Origin of the sequence: Streptomyces canus (assembly GCF_041435015.1) — a bacterium.
Classification (GTDB): Bacteria; Actinomycetota; Actinomycetes; order Streptomycetales; family Streptomycetaceae; genus Streptomyces; species Streptomyces canus_G.
The window spans coordinates 5599763-5623278 of sequence record NZ_CP107989.1 but is presented as its reverse complement, the minus strand read 5'-3'; the positions used below and the strand labels follow the sequence as shown (position 1 = coordinate 5623278).

The following is a 23516-nucleotide window of genomic DNA, read 5'->3' as shown; positions in this document are numbered from 1 at the left end:
GGCGCCTTAGCCTGCCCGCATGGCAGACATGGGCGGGGAACGGGTGACGGAGGCCGTCGCGGACGCGGTGGCGGTGCTGCGGGCGGCGGTGGACCGGGACTGGGAGGCGGTACGGGCCGGCCGGGTGGAGTGGAGCTGTCTGAAGACGGCCGAGCACATCGCGAGCGATCTGATCGCGTACGCGGGGCAGTTGGCGGGCAGCCCGCAGGACAGGTACGTCCCCTTCGAGATCCACCTCGAGGACGACACGGACGCCGAGGGCGCCCTCCAGGTGATCGAGACGGCCGGCACCCTCTTCGCCGCGACGATCCGCGCCACCCCGCGCGAGATCCGCGCCTTCCACCCGTACCCCTTCCGCAGCGCGAACCGCGCGGGCTTCGCCGCGATGGGCATCGCCGAGGTGCTGCTGCACACGTACGACATGGCGGACGGACTGGGCCTGCCGTACGAGCCCCCCGCCCACCTCCCCGAACACGTCCTCACCCGGATCTTCCCCGAGGTCCAGCCGGGCCCCGACCCCTGGCGCACCCTCCTGTGGGCCACCGGCCGCGGCGACCTGCCCGGCCGCGCCCCGCGCACGGAGTGGCGCTGGAGCAACAACCTCGTCCTGCCCACCGAACGCCTCACCCTCCAGGGCGTGACCCCCGCCTCGGCCGCCGAACTGGCCGCGGGCGGCGACGGTGACTTCGAGTGGGTCGAGGACGGCCCCTTCGAGGGCACCCGCGAGGCCGCCGGCATGACCATCAAGGCCTACGAAGCCGGCGTCCACCGCCCGGAGTTCGGCCTCTTCGCCCTCGTACGGCGGGAGGACGGCCGCGCGATCGGCGGCATCGGCTTCCACGGCGCCCCCGACGAGGACGGCCGCGCGGAGGTCGGCTACGACCTCGCCGAGAGCGCCCGCGGCCAGAGCTATGCCACGGAGGCCCTGCGCGCCCTCAGCGACTGGGCCCTGGCCCGCGACGACGTGCGCAGCCTCTGCGCCACCATCGAACCCGACAACGCCGCCTCGCAGCGGGTGATCGCCCGGGCCGGGTACGTCCGGGCCACGGTGGAGGAGGAGCAGGCGTACGGGGAGGCGGAACCGGGCCTTCGGCTGTACGTGCTGCCCGGCCGGGCCGGTTAACGGCCTTTGGGCCGCCGCAGTCCCGCCCCCGTGAGCAGCCGCACCACCTCGCGGCTGCTGACCTCCACCGCGCCGGCCGCCACGACGTCCGCGTACCGGTGCGAGGGTATGTCGTAGTGGTCGCGTTCGAAGGCGCGCCTCGGGACGCCCAACTCGTCGGCGAAGGCGTGCAGTTCGTCGAAGGAGACGTCGCTGACGAGGTGGGACCACATGCGGCCGTGCCCCGGCCAGGTGGGTGGGTCGATGTAGACGGTCACGAGGGGGAGGTCCCGCCCGCCGCGGTCCCGAGCGAGCCGACCGCCGCGACCTTCACGCCCGCCTTGTGGCACACCCAGTGCGGGTCGGGGCCGAGCTCCGGTTCGACGTCCAGGGCGTGCGGGTCGCCGGAGCCGCACACCGGGCACAGGGGCCAGCGGCCGTAGGTTTCCAGCAGCGCGTCCTGGACGTCCTGGGCGACCAGGCCCGCCACGAACTCGGCGCCCTCGGGCCACTGCTCCACCCACCAGCGCCGCTGTACGACCGAGTCCTCGACCATCGACACCACGTCCGCGGCGGCGACCTCACCGGCGGCCAGGTCGGCGAGTACGAGGGCGCGGGCCGTGTGCAGCGTCTGTTCCAGTGGATCGATGGACTCCATGGTGCCATTGTGCGCGCTCTTGACCACGGGCCCGAGCCGAAAATATCTTTCATACGTGCCCCAGGAAGTGAAGGAAATTTTCGGCAGCGCTCTCGCCGCGAAGGTGCGCACGCTGGGTCCGTCCATGACGCGCTCCATGCAGCGGGTCGCCGAGGCCGTCGCCAAGGACCCCGCGGGGTGCGCGGCGCTCACCGTCACGGGCCTCGCGGAACTGACCGGGACGAGCGAGGCGACCGTCGTGCGCACGGCCCGGCTGCTGGGGTATCCCGGGTACCGCGACCTGCGGCTCGCCCTCGCCGGGCTCGCCGCGCAGCAGCAGTCCGGGCGGTCTCCCGCGATCACCACGGACATCGCGGTGGACGACCCGCTCGCGGACGTGGTCGCCAAGCTCGCCTACGACGAGCAGCAGACCCTCGCGGACACGGCGGCCGGGCTGGACACCGTGCAGTTGGGGGCGGCGGTCGCCGCGGCGGCCTCGGCGCGGCGGATCGACGTGTACGGGGTGGGTGCCTCCGGTCTCGTCGCCCAGGACCTCACGCAGAAGCTGCTGCGGATAGGGCTGATAGCCCAGGCGCACAGCGACCCGCATCTCGCCGTGACGAACGCCGTGCAGTTGCGGTCGGGCGATGTGGCGATCGCGATCACGCACTCCGGGGCGACCGGGGATGTCATCGAGCCGCTGCGGGTCGCCTTCGAGCACGGGGCCACGACCGTCGCCATCACCGGGCGGCCGGGCGGGGCGGTGGCGCAGTACGCCGACCATGTACTGACGACGTCCACGGCCCGGGAGAGTGAACTGCGGCCGGCGGCGATGTCCTCGCGGACGAGTCAGCTGCTGGTGGTGGACTGTCTGTTCGTGGGGGTGGCGCAGCAGACGTACGAGACGGCGGCGCCCGCGCTGGCCGCGTCATACGAGGCGCTGGCGCACCGGCATCGTCGATAGTTGATCGGAACGCACCTCTGAAAGAGTCACCGCCATGACGTCCACGTCCTCTTCCCGTGAACTGCGTGCCGCGTTGGAGTCGCTGACCACCGAGGCCTTCCGGCCGGAGCTGGCCGACATCGATCAGTTGCCGACCCTCGACATCGCCCGGCTGATGAACGGCGAGGACGCCTCCGTGGCCGCCGCGGTGTCCCGGCGTTTGCCGCAGATCGCCGCCGCCGTCGACGCGATCTCCGACCGGATGGCCCGCGGCGGACGGCTGATCTACGTCGGTGCGGGCACCGCCGGACGCCTCGGCGTACTGGACGCCTCCGAGTGTCCGCCGACCTTCAACACCGACCCCGCCCAGGTCGTGGGCCTGATCGCGGGCGGCCCCGAGGCTCTGGTCACCTCCGTCGAGGGGGCGGAGGACTCGGCGGAGCTGGCGCGGGCCGACCTCGACGGGCTCGCGGTGACGGACGTGGACACGGTGGTCGGGGTGTCCGCGTCCGGTCGTACCCCTTACGCCGTGGGCGCGGTGGAACACGCCCGCGCGCAGGGGGCGTTGACGGTCGGCCTGTCCTGCAACGCGGACAGCGCGCTCGCCGCGGCAGCCGATCACGGCATCGAGGTGGTCGTCGGCCCCGAGCTGCTCACCGGCTCGACCCGCCTCAAGGCGGGCACGGCCCAGAAGCTCGTCCTCAACATGCTGTCGACGATCACGATGATCCGCCTGGGCAAGACGTACGGGAACCTGATGGTCGACGTCCGCGCCTCCAACGAGAAGCTGCGGGCCCGCTCCCGCCGTATCGTCGCCCTCGCCACCGGCGCCGACGACCAGGAGGTCGAGCGCGCCCTGGCCACCACGGACGGCGAGGTGAAGAACGCCATCCTGGCCATCCTGGCCGACGTGGACGGCCCCACGGCGGCCCGGCTCCTGGAGGAGTCGGGGGGCCATCTGCGGGCGGCGCTGGCGGCGACGACCCGCTAGCGGGCTCAGCTGCGGAGGAGGATCGCGTGGGTGACGTTCGGTGAGCTGACCAGCTCGGACACCCGGTAGCCGTCGATCCCGTCGCCGAGGTCGTCGAGGAGCCGCTCCCCGCGTCCGATGAGGAGCGGCGCGATCGCCAGGTGGAGTTCGTCGATCAGCCCGGCGCGCAGATACTGCCGGATGACCGCTGCCCCGCCGCCGATCCGGACGTCCTTGCCGTCCGCGGCGTCGAACGCGCGCCGCAGGACCGCCTCCGGCGGCCCGTCGGTGAAGTGGAAGGTGGTTCCGCCGGCCATCTCCAGTGCCGGGCGCAGATGGTGGGTGTGAACGAAGACGTCGTGGTGGTACGGCGGGTTGTCACCCCACCAGCCCTGCCAGGACTCGTCCTCCCACGGCCCGCGCTGCGGCCCGAACATGTTCCGCCCCATGATCGTGGCGCCGATGTTCTGATCACCGCGGACGAAGTGGTCGACGTCGATCCCGGACTTCCCCGCGGCCGCGTCCTGCGACGCGGACATGAACCAGCTGTGCAGGTCGTCGCCCCAGCCGACGCCGTCGCCGAACGGGGCGTCCAGTCGCTGATTCGGACCCGCCATGAAACCGTCGAGGGAGATCGTCACGTTGTGCACCCGGACCTTGGGCATGGCCTTCACCTCTCGTGTGATGTCGTGCTCTCACCTCTGCGTCGTTCAGAGCCTGCCGGGATCGACATCCCCGCGCACCTTTTTCCACACGAGGCTGTAGCGCCAGAAGAGGCGCCGCCTCAGCCGGGCGCCGGGGAGAATACGGCGGACCTCGCGGGCGAACTCGGTGTGGGGGACGTCCGCCGGTCGGGTCGGGGCGGTCATCGCGACGGGGCGCGGTGCCGTACGTCCCCTGTTCTTGACCCAACCGGTGACCAGGTTGAGCGGGACGGACGCGAGGCCGAGGAGTGTCTGGACGCGGGTGTCTTCTCGCGTCAGCCCGACGATCACCAGGCTCCCGCCGGGGGCCAGCCGTTGTCGGAAGCGGGTGAGGGTCTCGGTCAGGGGGAGGTGGTGGAGTACGGCGACGCAGGTGATGACGTCGTAGGGGGAGCCTTCGTCGTAGGACAGGGCGTCTGCGACGGCGAAGGTGACGGGGAGGCCGGGGTCAGTCGACTCCCTCGCCTTGTCGATGATCCGTTCGTCGCTGTCGATGCCGTGGACCTGCGTCGCGCGCGTGGCCAGCAGCCGGGCCAGGTCACCGGAACCGCAGCCGACGTCGAGGGCGCGGTCGTAGCGCCGGGGCAACTGACGCATGAGCCACGGGTGGAAGTGGGCGTTGTGGGACCAGGGGTGGGCGTCGTTGAAGCGAGCGAGGGCGTCCAGGAGAGGCATGGTTCATTCAACAGGGCATCCTCCCTTCCTTGTTGACCTTCCGCACTCTCGCCCGCGGCACGTCTGTCTGCGGCGCGGGCCCGGTGGCGTCCGGCGGGCTGGGCCAGGAGGAGCTGGGGCAACGGCTGTTCGCGAGCGGGTCGTTCGTGGGGCAGTTGGAGGCGGGCGTCTGATGGGGCGGAAGAACGTCCGCCGCTACTTCAAGCCCTCCCCGGAGGCGATCGCCGAGCCGACCAGCCTGCTCGACCTCGGCGACGCCCGCCGTTGACCGCCTGCGCTGGGCGGGGCCGGCCGCACGGGCGGGGAGCCGTTCAGCGAGGAATCGCCCAGCCCGGTGTCCAGGTCCCGGCGGTGTCGTGGCCGGCCGTCGCGGCGGCGAGGTGGGTGCGGAGGGTGGCCAGCGCTGGGTGGGGGTTGTCGCGGTGCCAGAGGAGCGAGCGCGGGTAGACGGGCGTCGGGTCGGTCACCGGGATGCGGCGCAGGCCGTGGTCGGCGGGCCAGATGAGGCGGCTGTGCTCGCCCATGAAGGTGGCCAGGGCCGGGGTGTCGGAGATGGTGTCGAGGAGCGCGTCGGAGCCGAAGTTGGGGCCGGTCACCTCGATGGTGAGGCCGAACTCGGCGACGAGGTCGTCGTAGTAGGCGCCCCACTCGGTACCGGGGGCGATGCCGGGCATCCAGATCCGGTGCCCGGTGAGCTGGGCGATGGTCACCGACCGGGCGCCCGCCAGTGTGTGGGCGGGGCCGGTGAGGAGTTGGAGCGGCTCGTCGAGCACCCGGACGGAGGCGATGTCCTCGGGCAGGGGTCGACCGGGCGCGGCGACGGCGCGGAAGGACGCGTCGATCGCACCGGAGCGGATGGCGGTGACGGCCGTCTCGATGTCGAACAGCATCATCACGTCGAGGTCGATCTCGGGGTGTGCGCGGTGGAAGCCGCGCATCAGGCCCGACTGCGCGCTGCGCGAGGCGATCACGTCGACGCGCAGCGGACGGCGGCCGGGACGCACGGACGCGCCCGCACGCTCGGCGACGCGCAGCAGCTCGCGTGCGTGGGGCAGGAACGCCTGACCATCGATGGTGAGCTCGGCGCCGCGTGGGGCACGGGTGAACAACCGCACGCCGAGGTTGCTCTCCAGCCCGGCGATGCGCTTGGAGACAGCCTGCTGGGTGATCGACAGGTCGGTGGCGGCTTTCTGGAACTGGCCCGCTTCCGCGACGGCGACAAAGGTACGTACAGCTTCGAGGTCCACGCCCACCCACCTTAGTGAACAACTGATAGTTGTGGATTGCCGGCAGGTCAGTTGTTTGACCTGCTGTTGCCCTGCCCGCTTACCTCTCATTGGTCAACGTCAGTTTGTTCGGGTGGGACCTCAAGGGGAGTGCGCTGAGCATGGTGGGCAGGAGACGGTTGGGCCGGCAGTTCGGCTGGCTGTGGGCGTCATATGCGGTGAGCGCCTACGGGTCCGGGCTGGGATTCGGGGCGTTGCCGCTGATCGCCGTGCTGGTGTTGCATGCCGGACCCGCTGAGGTGTCCGCGCTGTCCGCGATGGGGCCTGCGATGGGTGCCCTGATCGCGGTGCCGCTCGCCCCGTGGGTGGAGTTTCGGCGCAAGCGCCCGGTCATGATCATGATGGACCTGGCCCGGTTTGCGGCCATGGCGACGATCCCGGTCGCCTACGCCTTCGGACGGCTCAGTTTCGTCCACCTGCTCGTGGTCTCGGCCGTGGTCGCCGCAGCCAAGATTGCCTTCAACGCGGCCGGCGGCGCCTACCTCAAGGCCCTCGTGCGGCCGGACGACCTGCTCGTGGCCAACGCGCGGTTCGAGTCCACGAACTGGAGCTCCATCGCGGTGGGGCCACCGCTGGGCGGGGCGGCGATCGGCCTGTTCGGGCCGGTCACCACCGTGGTGGCCGACGCGCTCAGCTACCTCCTCTCCGCGCTGGGCATCACCGCGATCCGCGGCCAGGAAGAAGCGCCGCGAACGACCGAAAAGAGCCCGCTCCGGGCGGGCGCACTGCTCGACGGCTGGCGACACATCATGGGCCACCCCGGTCTGCGGCCGCTCTACCTCAACCACATGCTCGTCGCCGGTCTGATCATGGCTACCGAGCCGCTGCTGGCCGTGCTCCTGCTTCGCCAGCTCGGGTTCCCACCCTGGCAGTACGCCCTCGCCTTCGCCGCCCCCTGCCTCGGCGGACTCATCGGCTCCCGGCTGGCCCGCCGTGTCGTGGCCCGCTTCGGCCGACACCGGGTCTTCCGGACCGTCGGCACCCTGCGTGCCATCTGGCTGATCGGCCTGGCCTTTGTCCGTCCTGGCGTCGTCGGTCTCGTCACCGTGATGGCCGTCGAACTGGCGATCATCATCAACATGAGCCTGTACAGCCCGGTACTCGCCACCTACCGGCTCGAACACACCCCCAAGCATCTCGTCGCCCGCACCCTGTCGGCCTGGTCGATCGGTCAGCAGGCCTCCATCGCCGTCCTCACCGCGCTCGCCGGGCTGCTCGCCGACGTCACCGGCCCACGCACCGCTCTCACGGTCGCGGGACTGCTCATCCTGACCACCCCGCTCCTGCTTCCCCGACAGGACCCGACGTCGCAGCACGAGCCGGAACTGTCCCGCAGCCACTCATGAGGCACCACACCTTGCCACCCGCAGGCCGCAGCGGTCCGCCGGTGCGCGTCCGCGTCGACCTGGCACTCCACCGGTTAAGGAGAACACTCGCGTGAGCACTGCCCCCGCGCTCGACCCCACCCACACCGCGCTTCTCGTCATGGACTACCAGCCCGCGATCCTGGCCTTTGTGCCCGAAGGCGAGGACCGAAACGCCCTGCTCGGTCGGGTGGAAGGGGCCATCGCCGACGTTCGCTCACAGGGCGGCACCATCGCCTACGTACGCGTCGGCTTCACCGATGCCGACTGGGACGCGATCCCGGCCTCCAACAAGTCCTTCGCCCCGCTGGCCCAACACCGCGTCATGCACCACGAGGACCCCGCCGCTGCCATCCACGAGCGCCTGGCTCCCCAGGACGGCGACATCATCGTGCGCAAGATCCGCTACGGCGGCATGTCCACCACCGAACTCGACCAGCGGCTGCGCGAGCGCGGCATCACCACTCTGGTCGTCTCCGGCATCAGTACCAGCGGCGTCGTCCTCTCCACCGTCATCGACGCGGCCGACCTCGACTACCAGCTCTACGTCCTGTCCGACGGCGTCGCCGACCCAGACACCGAAGTCCACAACGTCCTGCTCCACAAAGTCTTCCCCTCACGGGCCCACATCATCGACACCGCCGAGCTGCACGCCCTGCTCCGGGCGGCCGCCTGACTCGAACCACGAGCCGATGCCACCCACGGCCGCCGCACCCCAGGGCCGGACCAGCAGCAGCCTGGAACTCTCGTCGGCCGCCTACCGCACCCGCCGCCATGCCCTCCGCCGGTATTACGGCTCCCGGCCCCCTACGAGCCGGTGACCAGTGCAAACGTCGCCGCCGGGCAGTTCGGGGAGCTGGAAGGAGTACCGGCCGAGCATGTTGATGTGCTGCCGCACGAACGGCGAGAGGCGGGCGACGTCCTCGTCGCGGACATCGAACAGCGGGGTCGGCCGCCCGTCCCGCGACAGCATCCGGATCACGTCGTACGCGTGGACGGCGCCGGTGTGGACGGAGCCGATGATCCGCAGGATGTCCTCCCACCGGCGCTCGATCCGGGCGAGGTCGACCCGGCCGCGGGCGGCGTCGGTGAAGGCGCCGTAGTCGGCGGTGCGGTCGATGCGCCACATCTTCTGGTCCGGCAGGTCCGCGAGCTGCGGCGCGTACGCGAACCCGCCAGCTGATCGCCGCCAAGCTCGCCCTGGTCGCGGCCGGGGATCCGGCGGTGGCACTGGGGCGGTGCGCCACGGCCGGGTGCGAAAACCACTTCGTGGACCAGTCACGGAACCGGACGCGACGGTTCTGCTCCCACGCGTGGGCGAGCCGGACGACGGTCGCGGCCTATCGGGCCCGGGCGGCGAAAGACTCCTAGCGGAGGCAAAGGCAACGCCGCTCCCAAGAGGTCAGGATCTGACCTATATGCCTCCTAGCGTGTGGCCTGTCGACGGAACAGCAATCCACGGAGGGCCACACCATGACCACCGCCACGAAGACCACCCTGCCCACCGGCGAGCGCGCCGACCTGCTGGAGGCGCTGGCCAAGCAGCGGCACTTCCTGCGCTTCACCACCCGCGACCTCACCGACGAGCAGGCCGGGCAGCGGACCACCGTCAGCGAACTGTGTCTCGGCGGCCTGATCAAGCACGTCACGTCGGTGGAACGAAACTGGGTGGGCTTCATCGAGAAGGGCCCGTCGTCGATGGGCGACTTCACCGCCATGACCGAGGACGACTGGGCCCGGCGGGCGGACGAGTTCCGGATGCTGCCCGGTGAGACCCTGGCCGGCGTGCTGGCCGACTACGCGGAGACGGCCGACCGGACGGACGAACTGGTCGCCGCCCTGCCCGACCTGGACGCCACCCATCCGCTACCCAAGGCCCCGTGGTTCGAGGCCGGGGCTCAGTGGTCGGCCCGCAGGGTGCTGCTGCACATCGTCGCGGAGACCGCCCAGCACGCCGGCCACGCCGACATCGTCCGGGAGGCCCTGGACGGCGCCAAGAGCATGGGCTGACCCACCGACCGGACCGGCCCGAAGCTCAAGCACCCAGCTCCAAGCCCTCTTTTCAAGGAATGGATGGAGGGCCTCAACCCGCCCTCCCACCCCGCGAGTTGACGGGAAGCGACCGACTTGCCACGCACAGTCACGATCGTCTAGCGTGCCCGCATAAACGAACAGCCCCCGCCAGGTGCTACCAACACCTGCGGGGGCTTGACCTACAAGATCGAATGCGAGTCGATCCCGTGGCTGACGCCCATTTTAGTGCTCCCTTCCTGCCCGCGCATCCCATGGCGAACCCGGGATACGGCAAACGCAGCGCCCCCGACCAACGCCCCCGCACCGCGCAGGACTTCGCCGACCTCCCGCCCCGCGAAGCCGCCATCGCCGCGTACCTCGACCGCCTCCCCGACGGCGCCGACATCTCCGTGAAAACGCTGGCCAAGCAGCTGCCGTACGGACAGTGCGCCCTCCGCACCGCCCTCAACCGCCTCCAACAGGCAGGCCACTTGCGCCGGGGGCGCGAGCGCCTGGACTCGGATACCGGCAGCTCCCGTTGGATCACCCGAACGTGGTTCACCCGTACCGCACGCAATGACGACTGGTGGGCTGCCTTCACGAGGGGTGACGTACCGAAGGACAGCGAACCCCACCCGCCGACCCGTACCCGCGCCTACATCCTCCTCGCCGCGCTGGGCCGCGGGACCCCTTCTCTGTCCCTCTCCGCCGCCGACTGCGCGGCCCTCGCCCCGCTGGTGACGGAGTGGTTCGCCCGAGGAGCCGGCGAGGACGCCGTACGCCATGCCCTGACCAGCGGCCTGCCCACCCCGGTCCACCACCCGGCTGCCCTGCTCCGCCGCCGCCTGACCGACAAACTGCCCCCGGAGCTGCCGCTTCCCCAAACGCCCGACCGGATCCTGGAGTGCGCGGAGTGCGGAGTGCCCGGGCGTCCGGAGGCCCTGCCGGGAGGCGTCTGCCGCGGTTGCCGAGACGGATACGCCCCCGCGCGCCCCGCCTGGCTGCTGCCCGCCCCCGAGATCCACGCCCGCGCGGACGAGATCCGAGCCGCAATGTCCCTGAAACGAGAAGAGCGCACGTACGCATGACGACTGACCCAAGCCTGGCTTTGTCGCGGCAGGCAGTACACACACTCGCTGGTGTGTACAGTTTTTCCATGGACACGTATCCGCTCGTCGAAGCCCGCAACCAGCTCGGCCAACTGGTCGGCCGGGTCCGGCACGGACAGGAACAGATTCTGATCACCGAGTACGGCAAGCCCGCTGCGGCACTCATCCCGATAAGCGAGCTGGAAGAGCTGCAGCGGCTGCGTGACGAGGCGGACATCGCCGAGGCGCGCGCTCGTGAGGCCGCTCCGGCCGGCCCGTCGATGTCCCACGACGCGTTCATGGCGCAGTTGGAGGCGGAAGATCGCCGAGAGGCCGCTTCGTGACGTACACGGTGGTGTGGGAGAACCACGCCATGAACGAGTTCCGACGACTCCGCGTCCTCGACCCGGTAGGTGCCAAGGCGACTGCCGTGGCAGTACGTGCCCTCGCCGACGATCCTCCGGCTACTACCGGCTGCACGTCGGAAGTTGGCGCGTGCTGTACCGGCCGGACGGGCCCACCGTCACCGTGCATGTGCTGAAGGTCGGCCCCACCAACTGAACCCGGCCCCCGCGACAACCGGAGCCATCCCATGAACCACGCCCAGCTCACCGCCCTGGGCCGCGCCCTCCGTCTCCTCGGCGAGCACGGTGAGTCGCTCACCGGTGACACCCCCGACGCGAAGCTGCACGAAGTGAAGGCGGACATCAAGCGGGCCCTGGACCTCCTCGAGGACAGCGTCACCGCCGCCGCCCCCACCACCCGCTGCGCCGAGCATCCGAACGGCCCGGTCGACGAGAACGCCCCCGACCTGTGTCTGCTGTGCGAGACCCGGCGCCGGGCGGCCCGTCGTGCCGAGATCAACGGGCCCGGCGCGCGCCCGAGGACCGCCGGTCCCACGCCCTCCAGGTACGGGGTGCGGGAGGACCGGCCCCAGCCCCAGCAGCGCTGGCTGCCGGAGCAGTGGACCGGTCAGGAGTGGCAGCTGTGCGGCACGCCGAGGCGGGACCGGCACGAGGCCGAGCTCTACATCAACGCGCAGCGCCGGGGCCCGCGCGCCGCGATGGCGTACCGGCTCGTGCACGAGTTCACCGACTACGAGGTGCTGCGGGTGTGGGGCACACCGGTGAAGGTGGACATCGAGCCGCTCGGCAATCTCTAGCGGCCGAGAGACCTACTTCAGCAGGGGGAGCGGCCGGAAGTCGTACGTCTCCCACAGCCGCCGGGAGACCTCCTCCGGATACGGCAGCACCTCCGGCTCCGCGTCCAGGACCTGGGTCAGCCGGCCGCCCGCCGCGTCATACGCCGGCCACCCCGGATCCCCGGTCCGCGCGAACCCCGTCCACGCCGCCTGGAAGCGCGTGGTCAGCGCCCTCGCCTCGTCGGGCACCCCGCTCCCGGCGAACAGCAGATTCCCGAGGTCGGCCTCGTACGTACCGAAGAGCAGCGGGATGTCCAGCCCGTGGCACGCGCCGAGCACGCCGCCGATCCCGGGTGCGGGCCAAACCAGTTCGTAGAGGTGGACGCGGCCGCCGCCCGTGACCTGGGCCTCGGCCAGCCGCAGCGTGGGCATGCTGAACAGCCAGTCCGTCTGCACGCGTTCGTAGAGTTCCGTCGGTGTGGCGTCCGGGAAGGCCTCGCGGTAGGCGCGCTCGCCGTCCGGACCCGGCGCGAACATGCGCAGGGCCGAGGCCGTCTGTTCCTCGGTTATCCGGCCGAGCCGGTCGGCGAGGGCGAGGAAGAGCCGGTACTCGTCCCGGTTGTGCCCGACGAGCAGCTCCACGTCCCGGGCCGCGCCGGCCGCCAGCGCTTCCCAGGGGGTCGTCGGCAGCACCTCGCCGTCGACCACCGGCGAGAACGGTGTGGCGGTCGGCGCCACCTGCCCCCACCGGTCGTCGTACTCACGCATCCGAAGGCTCAACCGCTCGCCTGCCGAAGGGAGTTCGAGCGGTTCCACGGCGGACAGCGCGGCGGCCGTCGGAGCCGGGCCCGCCTCCTTGCCGATCTCCACCGCGATGTCCCGGGCGAGTTCGGCGGAGAAGTACGTGCCGGGCACGCTCTGCGCGACGGCCCGCCCGAACAGTCCCCGCGCGCTCGGCATCGCCAGCAGCGAGGCCACCGACCCCGCCCCCGCCGACCCCCCGAACACCGTGACCTGCCCGGGGTCCCCGCCGAACGCCGTGATGTTGTCCCGCACCCACTCCAGCGCGGCGACCTGGTCCAGCAGGCCCCGGTTCGCGGGCGCCCCCTCCAGCAGGGCGAACCCCTCGATCCCGACGCGGTAGTTGAAGGTCACGACGACCACGTCACCGGCGCGCGCGAGGTGCTGGGCGTCGTAGCCGGGGCTGCCAGCGTGACCCAGTTTATAGGCGCCGCCGTAGATCCACACCATGACCGGGCGGCGGGCCGACGGGTCCGTGCCGGGCGTCCAGACGTTGACCGTCAGCCAGTCGTCCCCGGTGGGTACCGGCAGTTCGGCGGCCCGGCCCTGAAAGCCCGACTCCTGCGGGGGCGGGGGGCCGAAGTCGTACGCCTCCCGGGTCCCCTGCCAGCCCTTCACGGGCCGCGGCGCCTGGAACCGGGCCTCCCCGACCGGTGGTTCGGCGAACGGGATCCCCCGGAAGACCACCAGTCCGCCCTCCGCACGCCCGCGCACGGCACCGGCCGCGGTGCGCACTTCGAGACCCTCGGCTGACGTCATCGTCGAACTCCTCACGAGTAGGGGGCTGTGCGATTCACTTCAGCCCACTTCCCTTGCGTGAGTCAACCAAGTCGCCGTCAGTCGAGGGCCGTCGGCCCGTGCTTCTCCAGCAGCGCCCGGGTCCGCTCCTCGTCCAGCTGGTACACCGTCTCGTGGGCCCGCGGGTCCCGCGCGTGGAACGTGTGGAACATGGGGCTCGCCGGTCCGCCCAGCTCCACCAGCGAGGCCGAGGCCCCGCGCACCGCCCGCTCGGTGCCGTACGGCGTCGTCAGGTCGATCCGGTTGACCACCCCCGGCGTCACCCACACCGGCACCGCCTCCAGCATCCCGAAGAGCTGGAGATGGAAGTGCCCGGTCAGCAGGACCCGTACGTCACTCCCCCGGATCGCGGACGCCAGCTCACCGGGGTTCAGCAGCCCGAAGACCGGCTGGGTGACGGACAGGCCGAGACCGAGGGGCGGGTGGTGGAAGGCGAGGACGGTGCCGTGCTCGGCCGGGGTGCTCAACACCTCGCGCAACCAGCCCAGTTGGGCCGCGCTGATACGGCCGTACACCTCTCCCGGCACCAGCGAGTCCAGTGTGACGAACCGGTACCCGCCGACCGTGCTCACTGCGGCCCGCTCGGACGCACCTGTCTCCAACAGCCCCTCGGGATCCGGGTGTCCGCTCCCCAGCACCTTGCCGAAGGCCTCGCGCTCGTCGTGGTTGCCTGTGGTGTAGAAGACGGGGGCGTCCAGCGGCTGGGCGAACGCCCCCATGAGCTCCCGTACCGCCGTATACGCCTCCACGTCCCCCTCGTTGGCGATGTCCCCGGTGACGACGACCGCGTCGACGTCCCGTAGATGCCGCAGCTCAGCGAGCATCAGCCGTAGTGAGTCGGTGGCGTTGACGCCGTTCCTGTTCGGTGCATCGGTGCGCTCCACGTGCGTGTCCGAGAGATGCAGAATCCGCATGTTCCGGCACGGTAGCGGGAGTTGGCGACCGCAACCAGCACCACGTCGGCGCGCGGGCCGACCCCACCGACCCGAAACCCGTCAGCTCAACGACTTCAGCGCGGACGCGTCGTACGGCTCGAGCTCGTCGAATCGGCCCGCCAGCACCTTCGCGGCCCACTGCGGGTCCTGAAGCAGCGCCCGCCCGACGGCGACCATGTCGTACTCCTCGCGCTCCAGGGCGTCGAGCAGGTCGTCGATGCCCTTGACCGGGGAACCCTCGCCCATGAAGCCGCGGATGAAGTCGCCGTCGAGGCCGACCGAGCCCACGGTGATGGTGGTCCTGCCGGTGAGCTTCTTGGTCCAGCCGGCGAGGTTGAGGTCGGAGTTGTCGAACTCGGGGAGCCAGTAGCGGCGCGTGGAGGCGTGGAAGGCGTCGACCCCGGCCGCGGCGAGCGGTGTGAGGATCGCCTCCAGCTCTTCCGGCGTCTCGGCGAGCCGCGCCTTGTAGGCCTCCTGCTTCCACTGCGAGTACCGGAAGATGATCGGGAACTCCGGCGAGACCGTCTCCCGTACGGCCGCCACGATCTCCGCCGCGACCTTGGTACGGGCGACGGGGTCACCGCCGTAGGCGTCGGTGCGGCGGTTGGTGCCCGACCACAGGAACTGGTCGAGGAGGTAGCCGTGGGCGCCGTGCAGCTCCACGCCGTCGAAGCCGATGCGCTCGGCGGCGGCCGCGGCCTCGGCGAAGGCACCGATGACGTCGTCCAGGTCGCGCTGGGTCATCGCCTTGCCGGTGGGCTCGTCGGCGCCGAGACGAATGCCGGAGGGGCCGACGGCGGGGGCGTCGGCGTAGGGCGGCTGGCCCTGCTCACGCACCATGCCGATGTGCCACAGCTGCGGGACGATTTTGCCGCCCGCCGCGTGCACCTGCTCGGCGACCTTCGCCCAGCCCGCCAGCTGCTCCTCGCCGTGGAACCGGGGGACGCTGTCGCTGTTCCCGGCCGACTCGTGGCCGACGTAGGTGCCCTCGGTGACGATCAGACCGACTCCGGCGGCCGCGCGGCGGGAGTAGTACGACGCCACGTCCGCGCCGGGGACGCCGCCCGGGGAGAACATCCGGGTCATGGGCGCCATCGCGATGCGGTTCGGGACGGTCAGGCCGTTGATGTGGGCCGGGCGGGAGAGGATCTCGGCGGCGCGGGAGGCGGCGGGGGCGGTCACGTGACAGTACTCCTCGGTATGTGCCTGCGCATGGACACTACGCAGGTGCCAACCACCTCGTCCTGCTCAGGATTTCCCGGGACGCTGTGACTCCGCCCACGCATGGAAGCCGCGCATTGAGCCGCGCATGAAAGAAGCCCGCCCCACCATCGTGGGACGGGCTTCATGTCGAGCGCCGGGCAGGCCTTGCACCTGCATCTCCCCGCAGGAAGCGGGGCGTCTTTCCTTGGACCACCAACGCGTAGTCGACCGACGGGAGTTCACGTCGAGCGGCTCGTGATCAAGCATAGCGCAGGAAAAGACCGGGGGCGGCCACCTCCTGTTTCCAGGAAGTGCCGCCCCCGGGAAGGACGTTGATCAACCGTCAGGCCTTGCGGCCGGGGGTCGATCAGAAGTCCATGTCACCGCCCGGCATGCCGCCGCCGGCCGGGGCAGCGCCCGCCTTCTCCGGCTTGTCGGCGATGACGGCCTCGGTGGTGAGGAACAGCGCGGCGATGGAGGCGGCGTTCTGCAGGGCAGAGCGCGTGACCTTCGCCGGGTCGATGATGCCTTCGGCGATCATGTCGACGTACTCACCGGTCGCGGCGTTCAGGCCGTGGCCGACGGGCAGGTTGCGCACCTTCTCGACGATGACGCCACCCTCGAGACCACCGTTGACGGCGATCTGCTTGAGCGGGGCCTCCAGGGCCAGCTTCACGGCGTTGGCGCCGGTCAGCTCGTCACCCTCCAGGTCCAGCTTCTCGAAGACCGAGGAGGCCTGGATGAGGGCCACGCCACCACCGGCGACGATGCCCTCCTCGACGGCCGCCTTCGCGTTGCGAACGGCGTCCTCGATGCGGTGCTTGCGCTCCTTGAGCTCGACCTCGGTCGCGGCACCGGCCTTGATGACGGCGACGCCACCGGCGAGCTTCGCCAGGCGCTCCTGGAGCTTCTCGCGGTCGTAGTCCGAGTCGCTGTTCTCGATCTCGGCGCGGATCTGGTTCACCCGGCCGTTGACCTGGTCCGAGGAACCGGCACCGTCGACGATGGTGGTCTCGTCCTTGGTGATGACGACCTTGCGGGCGCGGCCCAGGAGGTCCAGGGTCGCGTTCTCCAGCTTGAGGCCGACCTCCTCGGAGATGACCTCGCCGCCCGTGAGGATGGCGATGTCGCCGAGCATGGCCTTGCGGCGGTCACCGAAGCCCGGGGCCTTGACGGCGACGGACTTGAAGGTGCCGCGGATCTTGTTGACGACCAGGGTCGACAGGGCCTCGCCCTCGACGTCCTCGGCGATGATCAGCAGCGGCTTGCCCGACTGCATGACCTTCTCCAGGAGCGGGAGCAGGTCCTTGACGGAGCCGATCTTGGAGTTGGCGATGAGGATGTACGGGTCGTCGAGCGACGCCTCCATCCGCTCCATGTCGGTGGCGAAGTACGCCGAGATGTAGCCCTTGTCGAAGCGCATACCCTCGGTGAGCTCGAGCTCCAGACCGAAGGTCTGGGACTCCTCGACGGTGATGACGCCTTCCTTGCCGACCTTGTCCATCGCCTCGGCGATGAGCTCGCCGATCTGGGTGTCGGCGGCGGAGATGGAGGCCGTGGAGGCGATCTGCTCCTTGGTCTCGACATCCTTGGCCTGCTCGAGCAGGGCGGCGGAGACGGCCTCGACGGCCTTCTCGATACCGCGCTTGAGGGCCATGGGGTTGGCGCCGGCGGCTACGTTGCGCAGGCCTTCCTTGACCAGGGCCTGGGCGAGCACGGTCGCGGTGGTCGTACCGTCACCGGCGACGTCGTCCGTCTTCTTGGCGACTTCCTTGACCAGCTCGGCGCCGATCTTCTCGTACGGGTCCTCGAGCTCGATCTCCTTGGCGATGGAAACACCATCGTTGGTGATCGTGGGGGCGCCCCACTTCTTCTCGAGGACGACGTTGCGGCCCTTGGGGCCGAGCGTCACCTTGACGGCGTCCGCGAGCTGGTTCATGCCGCGCTCGAGGCCGCGCCGCGCCTCCTCGTCGAACGCGATGATCTTGGCCATGTGAAGTGGTCCCTCCAGGACTGGGGGTGATTCCTTCGGACCGCGCCCGCGCCCGCGACGGACGGCTCGCCGGCCTGTGGATCCTTGCCCCACAAGGCCTGCGGGCCTCACCGACCCGGTCCATCTTTGTCACTCTCACCTTCAGAGTGCTAACGCCAATGATTAGCACTCGGCATGGTCGAGTGCAAGCGCCTCTCGGGTATCGGGCAGGACGCCGAGCAACAGAGACGCCTCGTTACCGGCCCGTACGGCCTGGCCGACGCCACGGTGTCCGGGCCCCACACGGCCGTCCCGGCACGGCGCACGACGGCCGGCCGGGCCTCACCCGGGGTGCCCTCCCAGGGGCCCGTCGAGCGATGCGGGAGCCCGGCCGCCCCCATCCATACGGGGGGTGGCCGGGCGACAGCAACGTCTCGCTACCGACCCTTACGGCCCACCGGCGCCCCCGCGTCCGGGCGCATCGGGGCCGTACCATCGCCGACACGACGGCCCGGCCGCCCCGCCGGCGATTGCGGTAGTCCCGCACGGCGGCGCCGAGCGACAGCGACGGCTCGCCACCGGCCCATACAGCCGACCGACGCCAGGCGTCCGGGCACCACTGGCCATGTCGGCGCCGTACACAACGCCCGACTGGACCGCACGGCCGCGACCCGCAGCGGACGCGAACCCGCTCAGCCCCAGCACTCGACGGAACACCACTCCGGGCATGCCGAAGGGCCCGTACCCCATGACTCCCTATGGGGGACGAGCCCTTCGAAGAAGAACAGAAGAACGACGCTGTTGTTACCCGGCGCGTGCTTCAGCCAGTCGCGAGACGAACCATGTCCGCCTGCGGCCCCTTCTGACCTTGCGAGATCTCGAACTCGACCCGCTGGCCCTCTTCAAGGGTGCGGTAGCCGTCCATCTGAATCGCGCTGTAGTGGACGAATACATCCGCACCACCGTCGACCGCGATGAAGCCGTACCCCTTCTCCGCGTTGAACCACTTGACGGTGCCCTGAGCCATGCCTAACTCCCCTATTACTGGCCCTTGCACGGATCCACACTTCGTGGATCCGGGTCAGACCTCACCCCCCACATGGTTGGGGGCGTGCGCCGGAACGCGTCGACCGCGGCTGAATGTATCTGTCCAACTGCCGTCTGCAACAGGTCAATCGGACGAGAATTCTGGACGGAAGGGGTCCGGAATGTAGCGAGAATTCGCCTGAATTCGGGGCAAGTCGGGCCCCATAAAAGACACATAAGGCACTTAAGACGCGCACACTTTGGCTACTTCTCATCGCATGTGGAGCGAGAACTCATATGCACGCGGCAAGAAAAAAGCCGCCGCTTCCCCAACTGTACCGCGCTCAACCATAGAGAATTGCCCCCTCCGCTTCTCTCGCGGAGGGGGCAATCGGATGAACACTCGGTAATTACCGTTACCGAAGGTAATGACCAGTCATACGGTCACCCTCCGGCGACGGCCGGAATGATCGAGACGCCGGCCCCGTCGGGCGTCGCCGTCTCCAGCCCCTGCTCGAACCGCACATCGTCGTCATTGACGTACACATTGACGAACCGCCGCAGCTTGCCCTGGTCGTCGAGAACGCGCGCGGCGATACCGGTGTGGTTCTTCTCCAGATCGGCGATGACATCGGCGAGGGTCGCACCCTCGGCCTGCACCTCGGCCTGCCCGCCGGTGTAGGTGCGCAGGATGGTGGGGATTCGGACGGAAACGCTCATGTTTCAGGACCTCCGGTCGGGGTGAGGGCTTTCAGGGGCGGCGACTACGCGAGGCCGGCCTCGCGGAACGAATCCAGGTTGGGGCGGATCGTGGCGGTGAGACCCGTACCCGCCACCGCGTCCAGCGTCTTCAGACCGTCACCGGTGTTCAGCACGACGGTCGTCAGCGAGGGATCCAGCAGACCGTTCTCGATCAGCTTCTTCGCCACGCCGACGGTCACGCCACCGGCGGTCTCCGCGAAGATCCCCTCGGTCCGCGCGAGCAGCTTGATCGCGTCGACGACCTGCTCGTCGTTCACGTCCTCCACCGCACCGCCGGTACGACGCGCGATGTCCAGCACATACGGACCGTCCGCCGGGTTCCCGATCGCCAGGGACTTGGCGATGGTGTTCGGCTTCTGGGGCCGGACCACGTCGTGGCCCGCCTTGTACGCGACCGACACCGGCGAGCACCCCTCGGCCTGCGCGCCGAAGATCTTGTACGGCTTGTCCTCGACGAGCCCGAGCTTGATCAGCTCCTGCAGACCCTTGTCGATCTTCGTGAGCTGCGAGCCGGAGGCGATCGGCACGACCAGCTGGTCCGGGAGCTGCCAGCCGAGCTGCTCGCAGATCTCGTACGCCAGGGTCTTGGACCCCTCCGCGTAGTACGGCCGCAGGTTGACGTTGACGAAGCCCCAGCCCTCGCCGGCCGGGTCGCCGATCAGCTCGGAGCAGAAGCGGTTCACGTCGTCGTAGTTGCCCTCGATGCCGACGAGCTCGCCGCCGTAGATCGCGGCCATGACGACCTTGCCCTGCTCCAGGTCGTGCGGGATGAACACGCAGGAACGGAACCCGGCCCGGGCCGCGGCGGCACCCACGGCGCCGGCGAGGTTGCCGGTGGAGGAGCAGGAGAGGGTGGTGAAGTCGAAGGCGCGAGCGGCCTCGATGGCCTGCGCGACGACCCGGTCCTTGAAGGAGTGCGTCGGGTTGCCGGAGTCGTCCTTCACGAAGAGCTTGCCGGCGTCGACACCCAGCTCGCGCGCGAGGTTGTCGGCCTTGACGAGCTTGGTCCAGCCGGGGTTGATGTTCGGCTTGTCCGCCACGTCCGCGGGGACGGGCAGCAGCGGGGCGTAGCGCCAGATGTTCGCGGGTCCCGCCTCGATCTGCTTGCGGAGCTCCTCGGTGTCGTAGGCCGAGAAGTCGTACGCGATCTCGAGCGGGCCGAAACACTCCTCGCAGGCGAAGACCGGGCCGAGCGGGACGCGGTGGCCGCATTCGCGGCAGCTCAGCGCCGCGGCGGGACCCAGATCGACGGAGTTCGTGGTGCTTGCAACAGTCTGCGCAGCCATGGAGGCGAGGCCCTTTCTCCTCATCTTCCTCACGACGCATCTCGCCGTGAGACGGATTTGGCACCTTCCCGAGCCGGGAGCCTCGCGGAAACGATCGTCAGCGATCGCTACGAGAACCGACTGGAGGGTTGCCGGGGCTTCATCGGGCCGTATCCCTCTGCCCCTCTGGATGAGCGGTATGAAGTTGTGAACGGCGGGCCACCCAGGACATGCGATGGTCATCCGCGTTGTTCAAGACTGTAACCGACGGCCAGGACAGTTGAGAGAGACGTCCGAACCGCGAGATGGATCAAAGGCAGAGGAGCCGCGCACTGTGCTGAACGAAGTCGAGCGCTGGCTGGCCACGCGTTCCTGGTCCGTGACCGATCGCCCGCTGCACAGGATCATGGCGGCGAAGCGGGGCACGGGCCGGACGGTCAGTGTTGTCCTGCCCGCGCTCAACGAGGAGGAGACGGTCGGTGACATCGTCGCCGTGATCCGTCATGACCTCATGCAGCAGGTCCCGCTCGTCGACGAGATCGTCGTCGTCGACTCGGGATCGACCGACCGCACCTCCGAGGTCGCCGCCGCGGCCGGTGCGCGGGTCGTCCACCGCGACGACATCCTCCCGCGCATACCCGCCGTGCCCGGCAAGGGCGAGGTCCTGTGGCGCTCCCTGCTCGCCACCTCGGGGGACATCGTCTGTTTCATCGACGCCGACCTGAAGGAGTTCTCCTCGGACTTCGTCTCCGGCATCGTCGGACCGCTGCTCACCGACCCCGAGGTCGACCTGGTCAAGGGCATGTACGACCGCCCCCTGGGCGGCGCCGCAGGGCAGGGCGGCCGGGTCACCGAGCTCATGGCGCGTCCGCTGCTGAACATGCACTGGCCGCAGCTGGCCGGTTTCGTGCAGCCGCTGGGCGGCGAGTACGCGGCCCGGCGCTCGTTGCTGGAACAGCTCCCGTTCCCCGTCGGCTACGGCGTCGAACTGGGCATGCTGGTCGACGCCCTGCACCTGGTGGGCCTGGACGCGCTCGCCCAGGTCGACGTCGGAGTGCGCAAGCACCGTCACCAGGACGGCCAGGCCCTGGGCCGGATGTCCGCCGCGATCTACCGCACCGCCCAGCTGAGGCTGGCCCGCGGCCATATGATCCGGCCCTCCCTCACCCAGTTCGAGCGGGGCCGCGACGGCTTCGAGCCGCGTACGTACTCCGTGGACACGGAGGAGCGGCCGCCGATGGTGGAGATCGCGGAGTACGCGGAGCGTAGGGTCGCGTGACGGACCGGGTGACAGAACGGGGCGTTCCGTATACGTCCGCGCACTGAGCGCAACCGTACGTTTGAGCGTTTCCGGGCCGGGCTAGGTTGAGGCGTATGGCTTCCACGTCTTCCGTGCAGGGTGCTGCCCAGGTGCTGGTCGCGTCCAACCGCGGCCCGGTCTCGTACGAGGTCCAGGAGGACGGTTCGCTGAGCCCCAAACGGGGTGGCGGCGGACTGGTCTCGGGTCTTTCGGCGATCGGCCCGGAGGCGGGCGCGCTGTGGGTGTGCTCGGCGCTGTCCGACGGCGACCGCGAGGCGGTGCGACAGGGGGTCGGCGAGGACGGTGTCCGCATGCTCGCCGTACCGGCCGACGTGCACGCGGACGCGTACAACGGCATCGCGAACTCGGTCCTCTGGTTCGTCCACCATCTCCTCTACCAGACCCCGCTGGAGCCCTCCTTCGACGCGGACTTCCGGCGGCAGTGGGCGTCGTACGAGACGTACAACCGCGCCTTCGCGGAGGCGCTCGCCGAGGAGGCGGCCGAGGGGGCGGCGGTCCTGGTCCAGGACTACCACCTGTGCCTGGTGCCGGGGATGCTCCGCGAGCTCCGTCCCGACCTGCGCATCTCCCACTTCTCGCACACGCCGTGGGCGCCGGTGGACTACTTCCGGATGCTGCCGGACGACATCGCGGGCCGGCTCCTGCGGGGCATGCTGGGCGCCGACCGGCTCGGCTTCCTCACCCGTCGCTGGGCGGACGCCTTCACGGCCTGCGCCACGGAGTGCGCGGACGGGCTCGGCGAAACCCGGATCGGGGTGCACGGGCTGGGCACGGACGCGGACTTCCTGCGTGCCCGCTCCCACGAGGCCGACGTCGAGGAGCGCATCCTCGCCCTGCGCGAGGAGATCGGCGCGGGCCGCAAGACGATCGTGCGGGTGGACCGGACCGAGCTGTCCAAGAACATCGTGCGCGGACTGCACGCCTACCGGCGGCTGCTGGAGTCGCGGCCCGAGTGGCGGGAGCGGGTCGTGCACGTGGCGTTCGCGTATCCGTCGCGGCAGGACCTGGCGGTGTACCGGGACTACACGGCCGAGGTGCAGCGCGTGGCGGAGGAGATCAACGACACGTTCGGCACGCCCGACTGGACCCCGGTCCTGCTGAATCTGAAGGACGACTTCGCGCGCTCCCTCGCCGCGTACCGGCTGGCCGACGTGGCGCTGGTCAACCCCATCCGGGACGGCATGAACCTGGTCGCGAAGGAGGTGCCGCTGGTCTCCGACGAGGGATGCGCGCTGGTCCTGTCGCGGGAGGCCGGGGCGTTCGAGGAGCTCGGTGACGACGCGATCGTGGTGAACCCGTACGACGTGGAGCAGACGGCGGAGGCCCTGCACGAGGCCCTGACGATGCCGGCCCACGAACGGGCCGAACGAGCGAAGCGGCTCGCCGCGGCGGCCACGGCGCTGCCGCCGGCCCAGTGGTTCCTGGACCAGCTGAACGCGCTGAAGGCACTGAACACCGAGCACGGCTGACCGACCACCGGCCAGGCGAAAGCGGCGCTCGCCGCACTTCA

26 protein-coding genes, 2 pseudogenes and 1 riboswitch are annotated in these 23516 nt (G+C 70.2%); of the genes and pseudogenes, 15 read left to right on the top strand and 13 right to left on the bottom strand.

From position 1 onward, the window contains the following. Positions 1-19 precede the first annotated feature (19 nt). A complete protein-coding gene (locus OG841_RS25755) occupies positions 20-1123 on the top strand; it encodes a GNAT family N-acetyltransferase (protein ID WP_371566921.1) in 1104 nt (367 codons plus the stop codon). Here the strand turns inward: OG841_RS25755 and OG841_RS25750 are convergent. Together OG841_RS25750 and OG841_RS25745 are read right to left on the bottom strand one after the other, a co-directional pair. Then, positions 1120-1380, bottom strand: coding sequence for a DUF4031 domain-containing protein (locus tag OG841_RS25750; RefSeq protein ID WP_069764921.1), 261 nt, complete (start codon positions 1378-1380; stop codon positions 1120-1122). The genes OG841_RS25755 and OG841_RS25750 overlap by 4 nt on opposite strands. Then, positions 1377-1760: a hypothetical protein gene (locus OG841_RS25745; RefSeq protein ID WP_326667171.1), complete on the bottom strand. Its 384-nt coding sequence runs from the start codon at positions 1758-1760 to the stop codon at positions 1377-1379. The genes OG841_RS25750 and OG841_RS25745 overlap by 4 nt, the downstream gene beginning before the upstream one ends. 55 nt (positions 1761-1815) lie before the next feature. On the opposite strand from OG841_RS25745, the gene OG841_RS25740 reads away from it, so the two are divergent. Next, positions 1816-2703: a MurR/RpiR family transcriptional regulator gene (locus tag OG841_RS25740; protein ID WP_371566920.1), complete on the top strand. Its 888-nt coding sequence runs from the start codon at positions 1816-1818 to the stop codon at positions 2701-2703. A gap of 34 nt (positions 2704-2737) precedes the next feature. Then, on the top strand, positions 2738-3673 hold the full coding sequence (murQ, locus tag OG841_RS25735; protein ID WP_365119288.1) for an N-acetylmuramic acid 6-phosphate etherase: 936 nt from the start codon (positions 2738-2740) through the stop codon (positions 3671-3673). A gap of 5 nt (positions 3674-3678) precedes the next feature. Here the strand turns inward: murQ and OG841_RS25730 are convergent, their stop codons facing one another. Together OG841_RS25730 and OG841_RS25725 are read right to left on the bottom strand one after the other, a co-directional pair. Next, positions 3679-4317, bottom strand: coding sequence for a dihydrofolate reductase family protein (locus OG841_RS25730; protein WP_365119289.1), 639 nt, complete (start codon positions 4315-4317; stop codon positions 3679-3681). Positions 4318-4362: 45 nt separating this feature from the next. Beyond that, a complete protein-coding gene (locus OG841_RS25725; protein ID WP_328639341.1) occupies positions 4363-5031 on the bottom strand; it encodes a class I SAM-dependent methyltransferase in 669 nt (222 codons plus the stop codon). A 32-nt stretch (positions 5032-5063) separates the two neighbouring features. Between OG841_RS25725 and OG841_RS25720 the strand changes: the two genes are divergently transcribed. Further along, on the top strand, positions 5064-5204 hold the full coding sequence (locus tag OG841_RS25720) for a hypothetical protein (protein ID WP_371571070.1): 141 nt from the start codon (positions 5064-5066) through the stop codon (positions 5202-5204). Positions 5205-5212: 8 nt separating this feature from the next. Further along, positions 5213-5299, top strand: a pseudogene (locus OG841_RS48640) (site-specific integrase); the annotation flags it as partial. Between the two features lie 43 nt (positions 5300-5342). On the opposite strand, the gene OG841_RS25715 reads toward OG841_RS48640, so the two are convergent. Then, complete coding sequence (locus tag OG841_RS25715; RefSeq protein ID WP_371566919.1) at positions 5343-6278, bottom strand: LysR family transcriptional regulator; 936 nt, start codon at positions 6276-6278, stop codon at positions 5343-5345. A gap of 140 nt (positions 6279-6418) precedes the next feature. Here OG841_RS25715 and OG841_RS25710 point away from each other — a divergent pair, with 140 nt between their 5' ends. Next, the gene (locus OG841_RS25710; RefSeq protein ID WP_371566918.1) at positions 6419-7663 is read left to right on the top strand and encodes an MFS transporter; all 1245 of its coding nucleotides are present in this window, start codon (positions 6419-6421) and stop codon (positions 7661-7663) included. 91 nt (positions 7664-7754) lie between these two features. Beyond that, positions 7755-8357 carry a cysteine hydrolase family protein gene (locus OG841_RS25705; protein ID WP_371566917.1) on the top strand — a complete coding sequence of 201 codons (603 nt, stop codon included), beginning with the start codon at positions 7755-7757 and terminating at the stop codon, positions 8355-8357. 114 nt (positions 8358-8471) lie between these two features. On the opposite strand, the pseudogene OG841_RS25700 reads toward OG841_RS25705, so the two are convergent. Then, positions 8472-8855, bottom strand: a pseudogene (locus tag OG841_RS25700) (Tn3 family transposase); the annotation flags it as partial. Between the two features lie 50 nt (positions 8856-8905). On the opposite strand from OG841_RS25700, the gene OG841_RS25695 reads away from it, so the two are divergent. The 6 genes from OG841_RS25695 (at position 8906) to OG841_RS25670 (ending at position 11944) form a co-directional block, all read left to right on the top strand. Continuing rightward, positions 8906-9052 (top strand): CGNR zinc finger domain-containing protein, encoded by a 147-nt coding sequence (locus tag OG841_RS25695; protein ID WP_371566916.1) that lies wholly within the window; start codon positions 8906-8908, stop codon positions 9050-9052. Positions 9053-9154: 102 nt separating this feature from the next. Continuing rightward, complete coding sequence (locus tag OG841_RS25690) at positions 9155-9691, top strand: DinB family protein (protein WP_328639346.1); 537 nt, start codon at positions 9155-9157, stop codon at positions 9689-9691. 275 nt (positions 9692-9966) lie between these two features. Next, entirely contained in the window at positions 9967-10782 is an 816-nt protein-coding gene (locus OG841_RS25685) for a hypothetical protein (protein ID WP_328639347.1), read from the top strand. 68 nt (positions 10783-10850) lie between these two features. Further along, positions 10851-11126 carry a type II toxin-antitoxin system Phd/YefM family antitoxin gene (locus OG841_RS25680; protein ID WP_311717885.1) on the top strand — a complete coding sequence of 92 codons (276 nt, stop codon included), beginning with the start codon at positions 10851-10853 and terminating at the stop codon, positions 11124-11126. Next, a complete protein-coding gene (locus OG841_RS25675; protein ID WP_371566914.1) occupies positions 11038-11343 on the top strand; it encodes a type II toxin-antitoxin system RelE family toxin in 306 nt (101 codons plus the stop codon). The genes OG841_RS25680 and OG841_RS25675 overlap by 89 nt, the downstream gene beginning before the upstream one ends. Before the next feature lie 31 nt (positions 11344-11374). Then, positions 11375-11944 carry a hypothetical protein gene (locus OG841_RS25670; protein WP_059206709.1) on the top strand — a complete coding sequence of 190 codons (570 nt, stop codon included), beginning with the start codon at positions 11375-11377 and terminating at the stop codon, positions 11942-11944. A gap of 12 nt (positions 11945-11956) precedes the next feature. Here the strand turns inward: OG841_RS25670 and OG841_RS25665 are convergent, their stop codons facing one another. From OG841_RS25665 to thrC, 7 genes are all read right to left on the bottom strand, one after another. After that, positions 11957-13483, bottom strand: a complete 1527-nt coding sequence (locus OG841_RS25665; RefSeq protein ID WP_371566913.1) for a carboxylesterase/lipase family protein — start codon at positions 13481-13483, stop codon at positions 11957-11959. A 77-nt stretch (positions 13484-13560) separates the two neighbouring features. Beyond that, positions 13561-14436 carry a metallophosphoesterase gene (locus tag OG841_RS25660; RefSeq protein ID WP_371566912.1) on the bottom strand — a complete coding sequence of 292 codons (876 nt, stop codon included), beginning with the start codon at positions 14434-14436 and terminating at the stop codon, positions 13561-13563. Positions 14437-14517: 81 nt separating this feature from the next. Then, complete coding sequence (locus OG841_RS25655) at positions 14518-15639, bottom strand: NADH:flavin oxidoreductase (RefSeq protein ID WP_371566911.1); 1122 nt, start codon at positions 15637-15639, stop codon at positions 14518-14520. Positions 15640-16027: 388 nt separating this feature from the next. Next, entirely contained in the window at positions 16028-17653 is a 1626-nt protein-coding gene (gene groL, locus OG841_RS25650; protein WP_057608613.1) for a chaperonin GroEL, read from the bottom strand. Positions 17654-18452: 799 nt separating this feature from the next. Further along, positions 18453-18659, bottom strand: a complete 207-nt coding sequence (locus tag OG841_RS25645; protein WP_007382895.1) for a cold-shock protein — start codon at positions 18657-18659, stop codon at positions 18453-18455. Between the two features lie 443 nt (positions 18660-19102). Beyond that, positions 19103-19378 carry a ubiquitin-like small modifier protein 1 gene (locus OG841_RS25640; RefSeq protein WP_057608614.1) on the bottom strand — a complete coding sequence of 92 codons (276 nt, stop codon included), beginning with the start codon at positions 19376-19378 and terminating at the stop codon, positions 19103-19105. A 44-nt stretch (positions 19379-19422) separates the two neighbouring features. Next, complete coding sequence (thrC, locus tag OG841_RS25635; RefSeq protein WP_328639352.1) at positions 19423-20706, bottom strand: threonine synthase; 1284 nt, start codon at positions 20704-20706, stop codon at positions 19423-19425. 17 nt (positions 20707-20723) lie between these two features. Then, a riboswitch (SAM riboswitch) is annotated at positions 20724-20882 on the bottom strand. A 137-nt stretch (positions 20883-21019) separates the two neighbouring features. On the opposite strand from thrC, the gene OG841_RS25630 reads away from it, so the two are divergent. Both OG841_RS25630 and OG841_RS25625 read left to right on the top strand, forming a co-directional pair. Beyond that, positions 21020-21964, top strand: a complete 945-nt coding sequence (locus OG841_RS25630; RefSeq protein ID WP_328639353.1) for a glucosyl-3-phosphoglycerate synthase — start codon at positions 21020-21022, stop codon at positions 21962-21964. A gap of 95 nt (positions 21965-22059) precedes the next feature. Then, positions 22060-23475 carry an alpha,alpha-trehalose-phosphate synthase (UDP-forming) gene (locus OG841_RS25625; RefSeq protein ID WP_328639354.1) on the top strand — a complete coding sequence of 472 codons (1416 nt, stop codon included), beginning with the start codon at positions 22060-22062 and terminating at the stop codon, positions 23473-23475. The last annotated feature ends 41 nt before the right edge of the window (positions 23476-23516 follow it).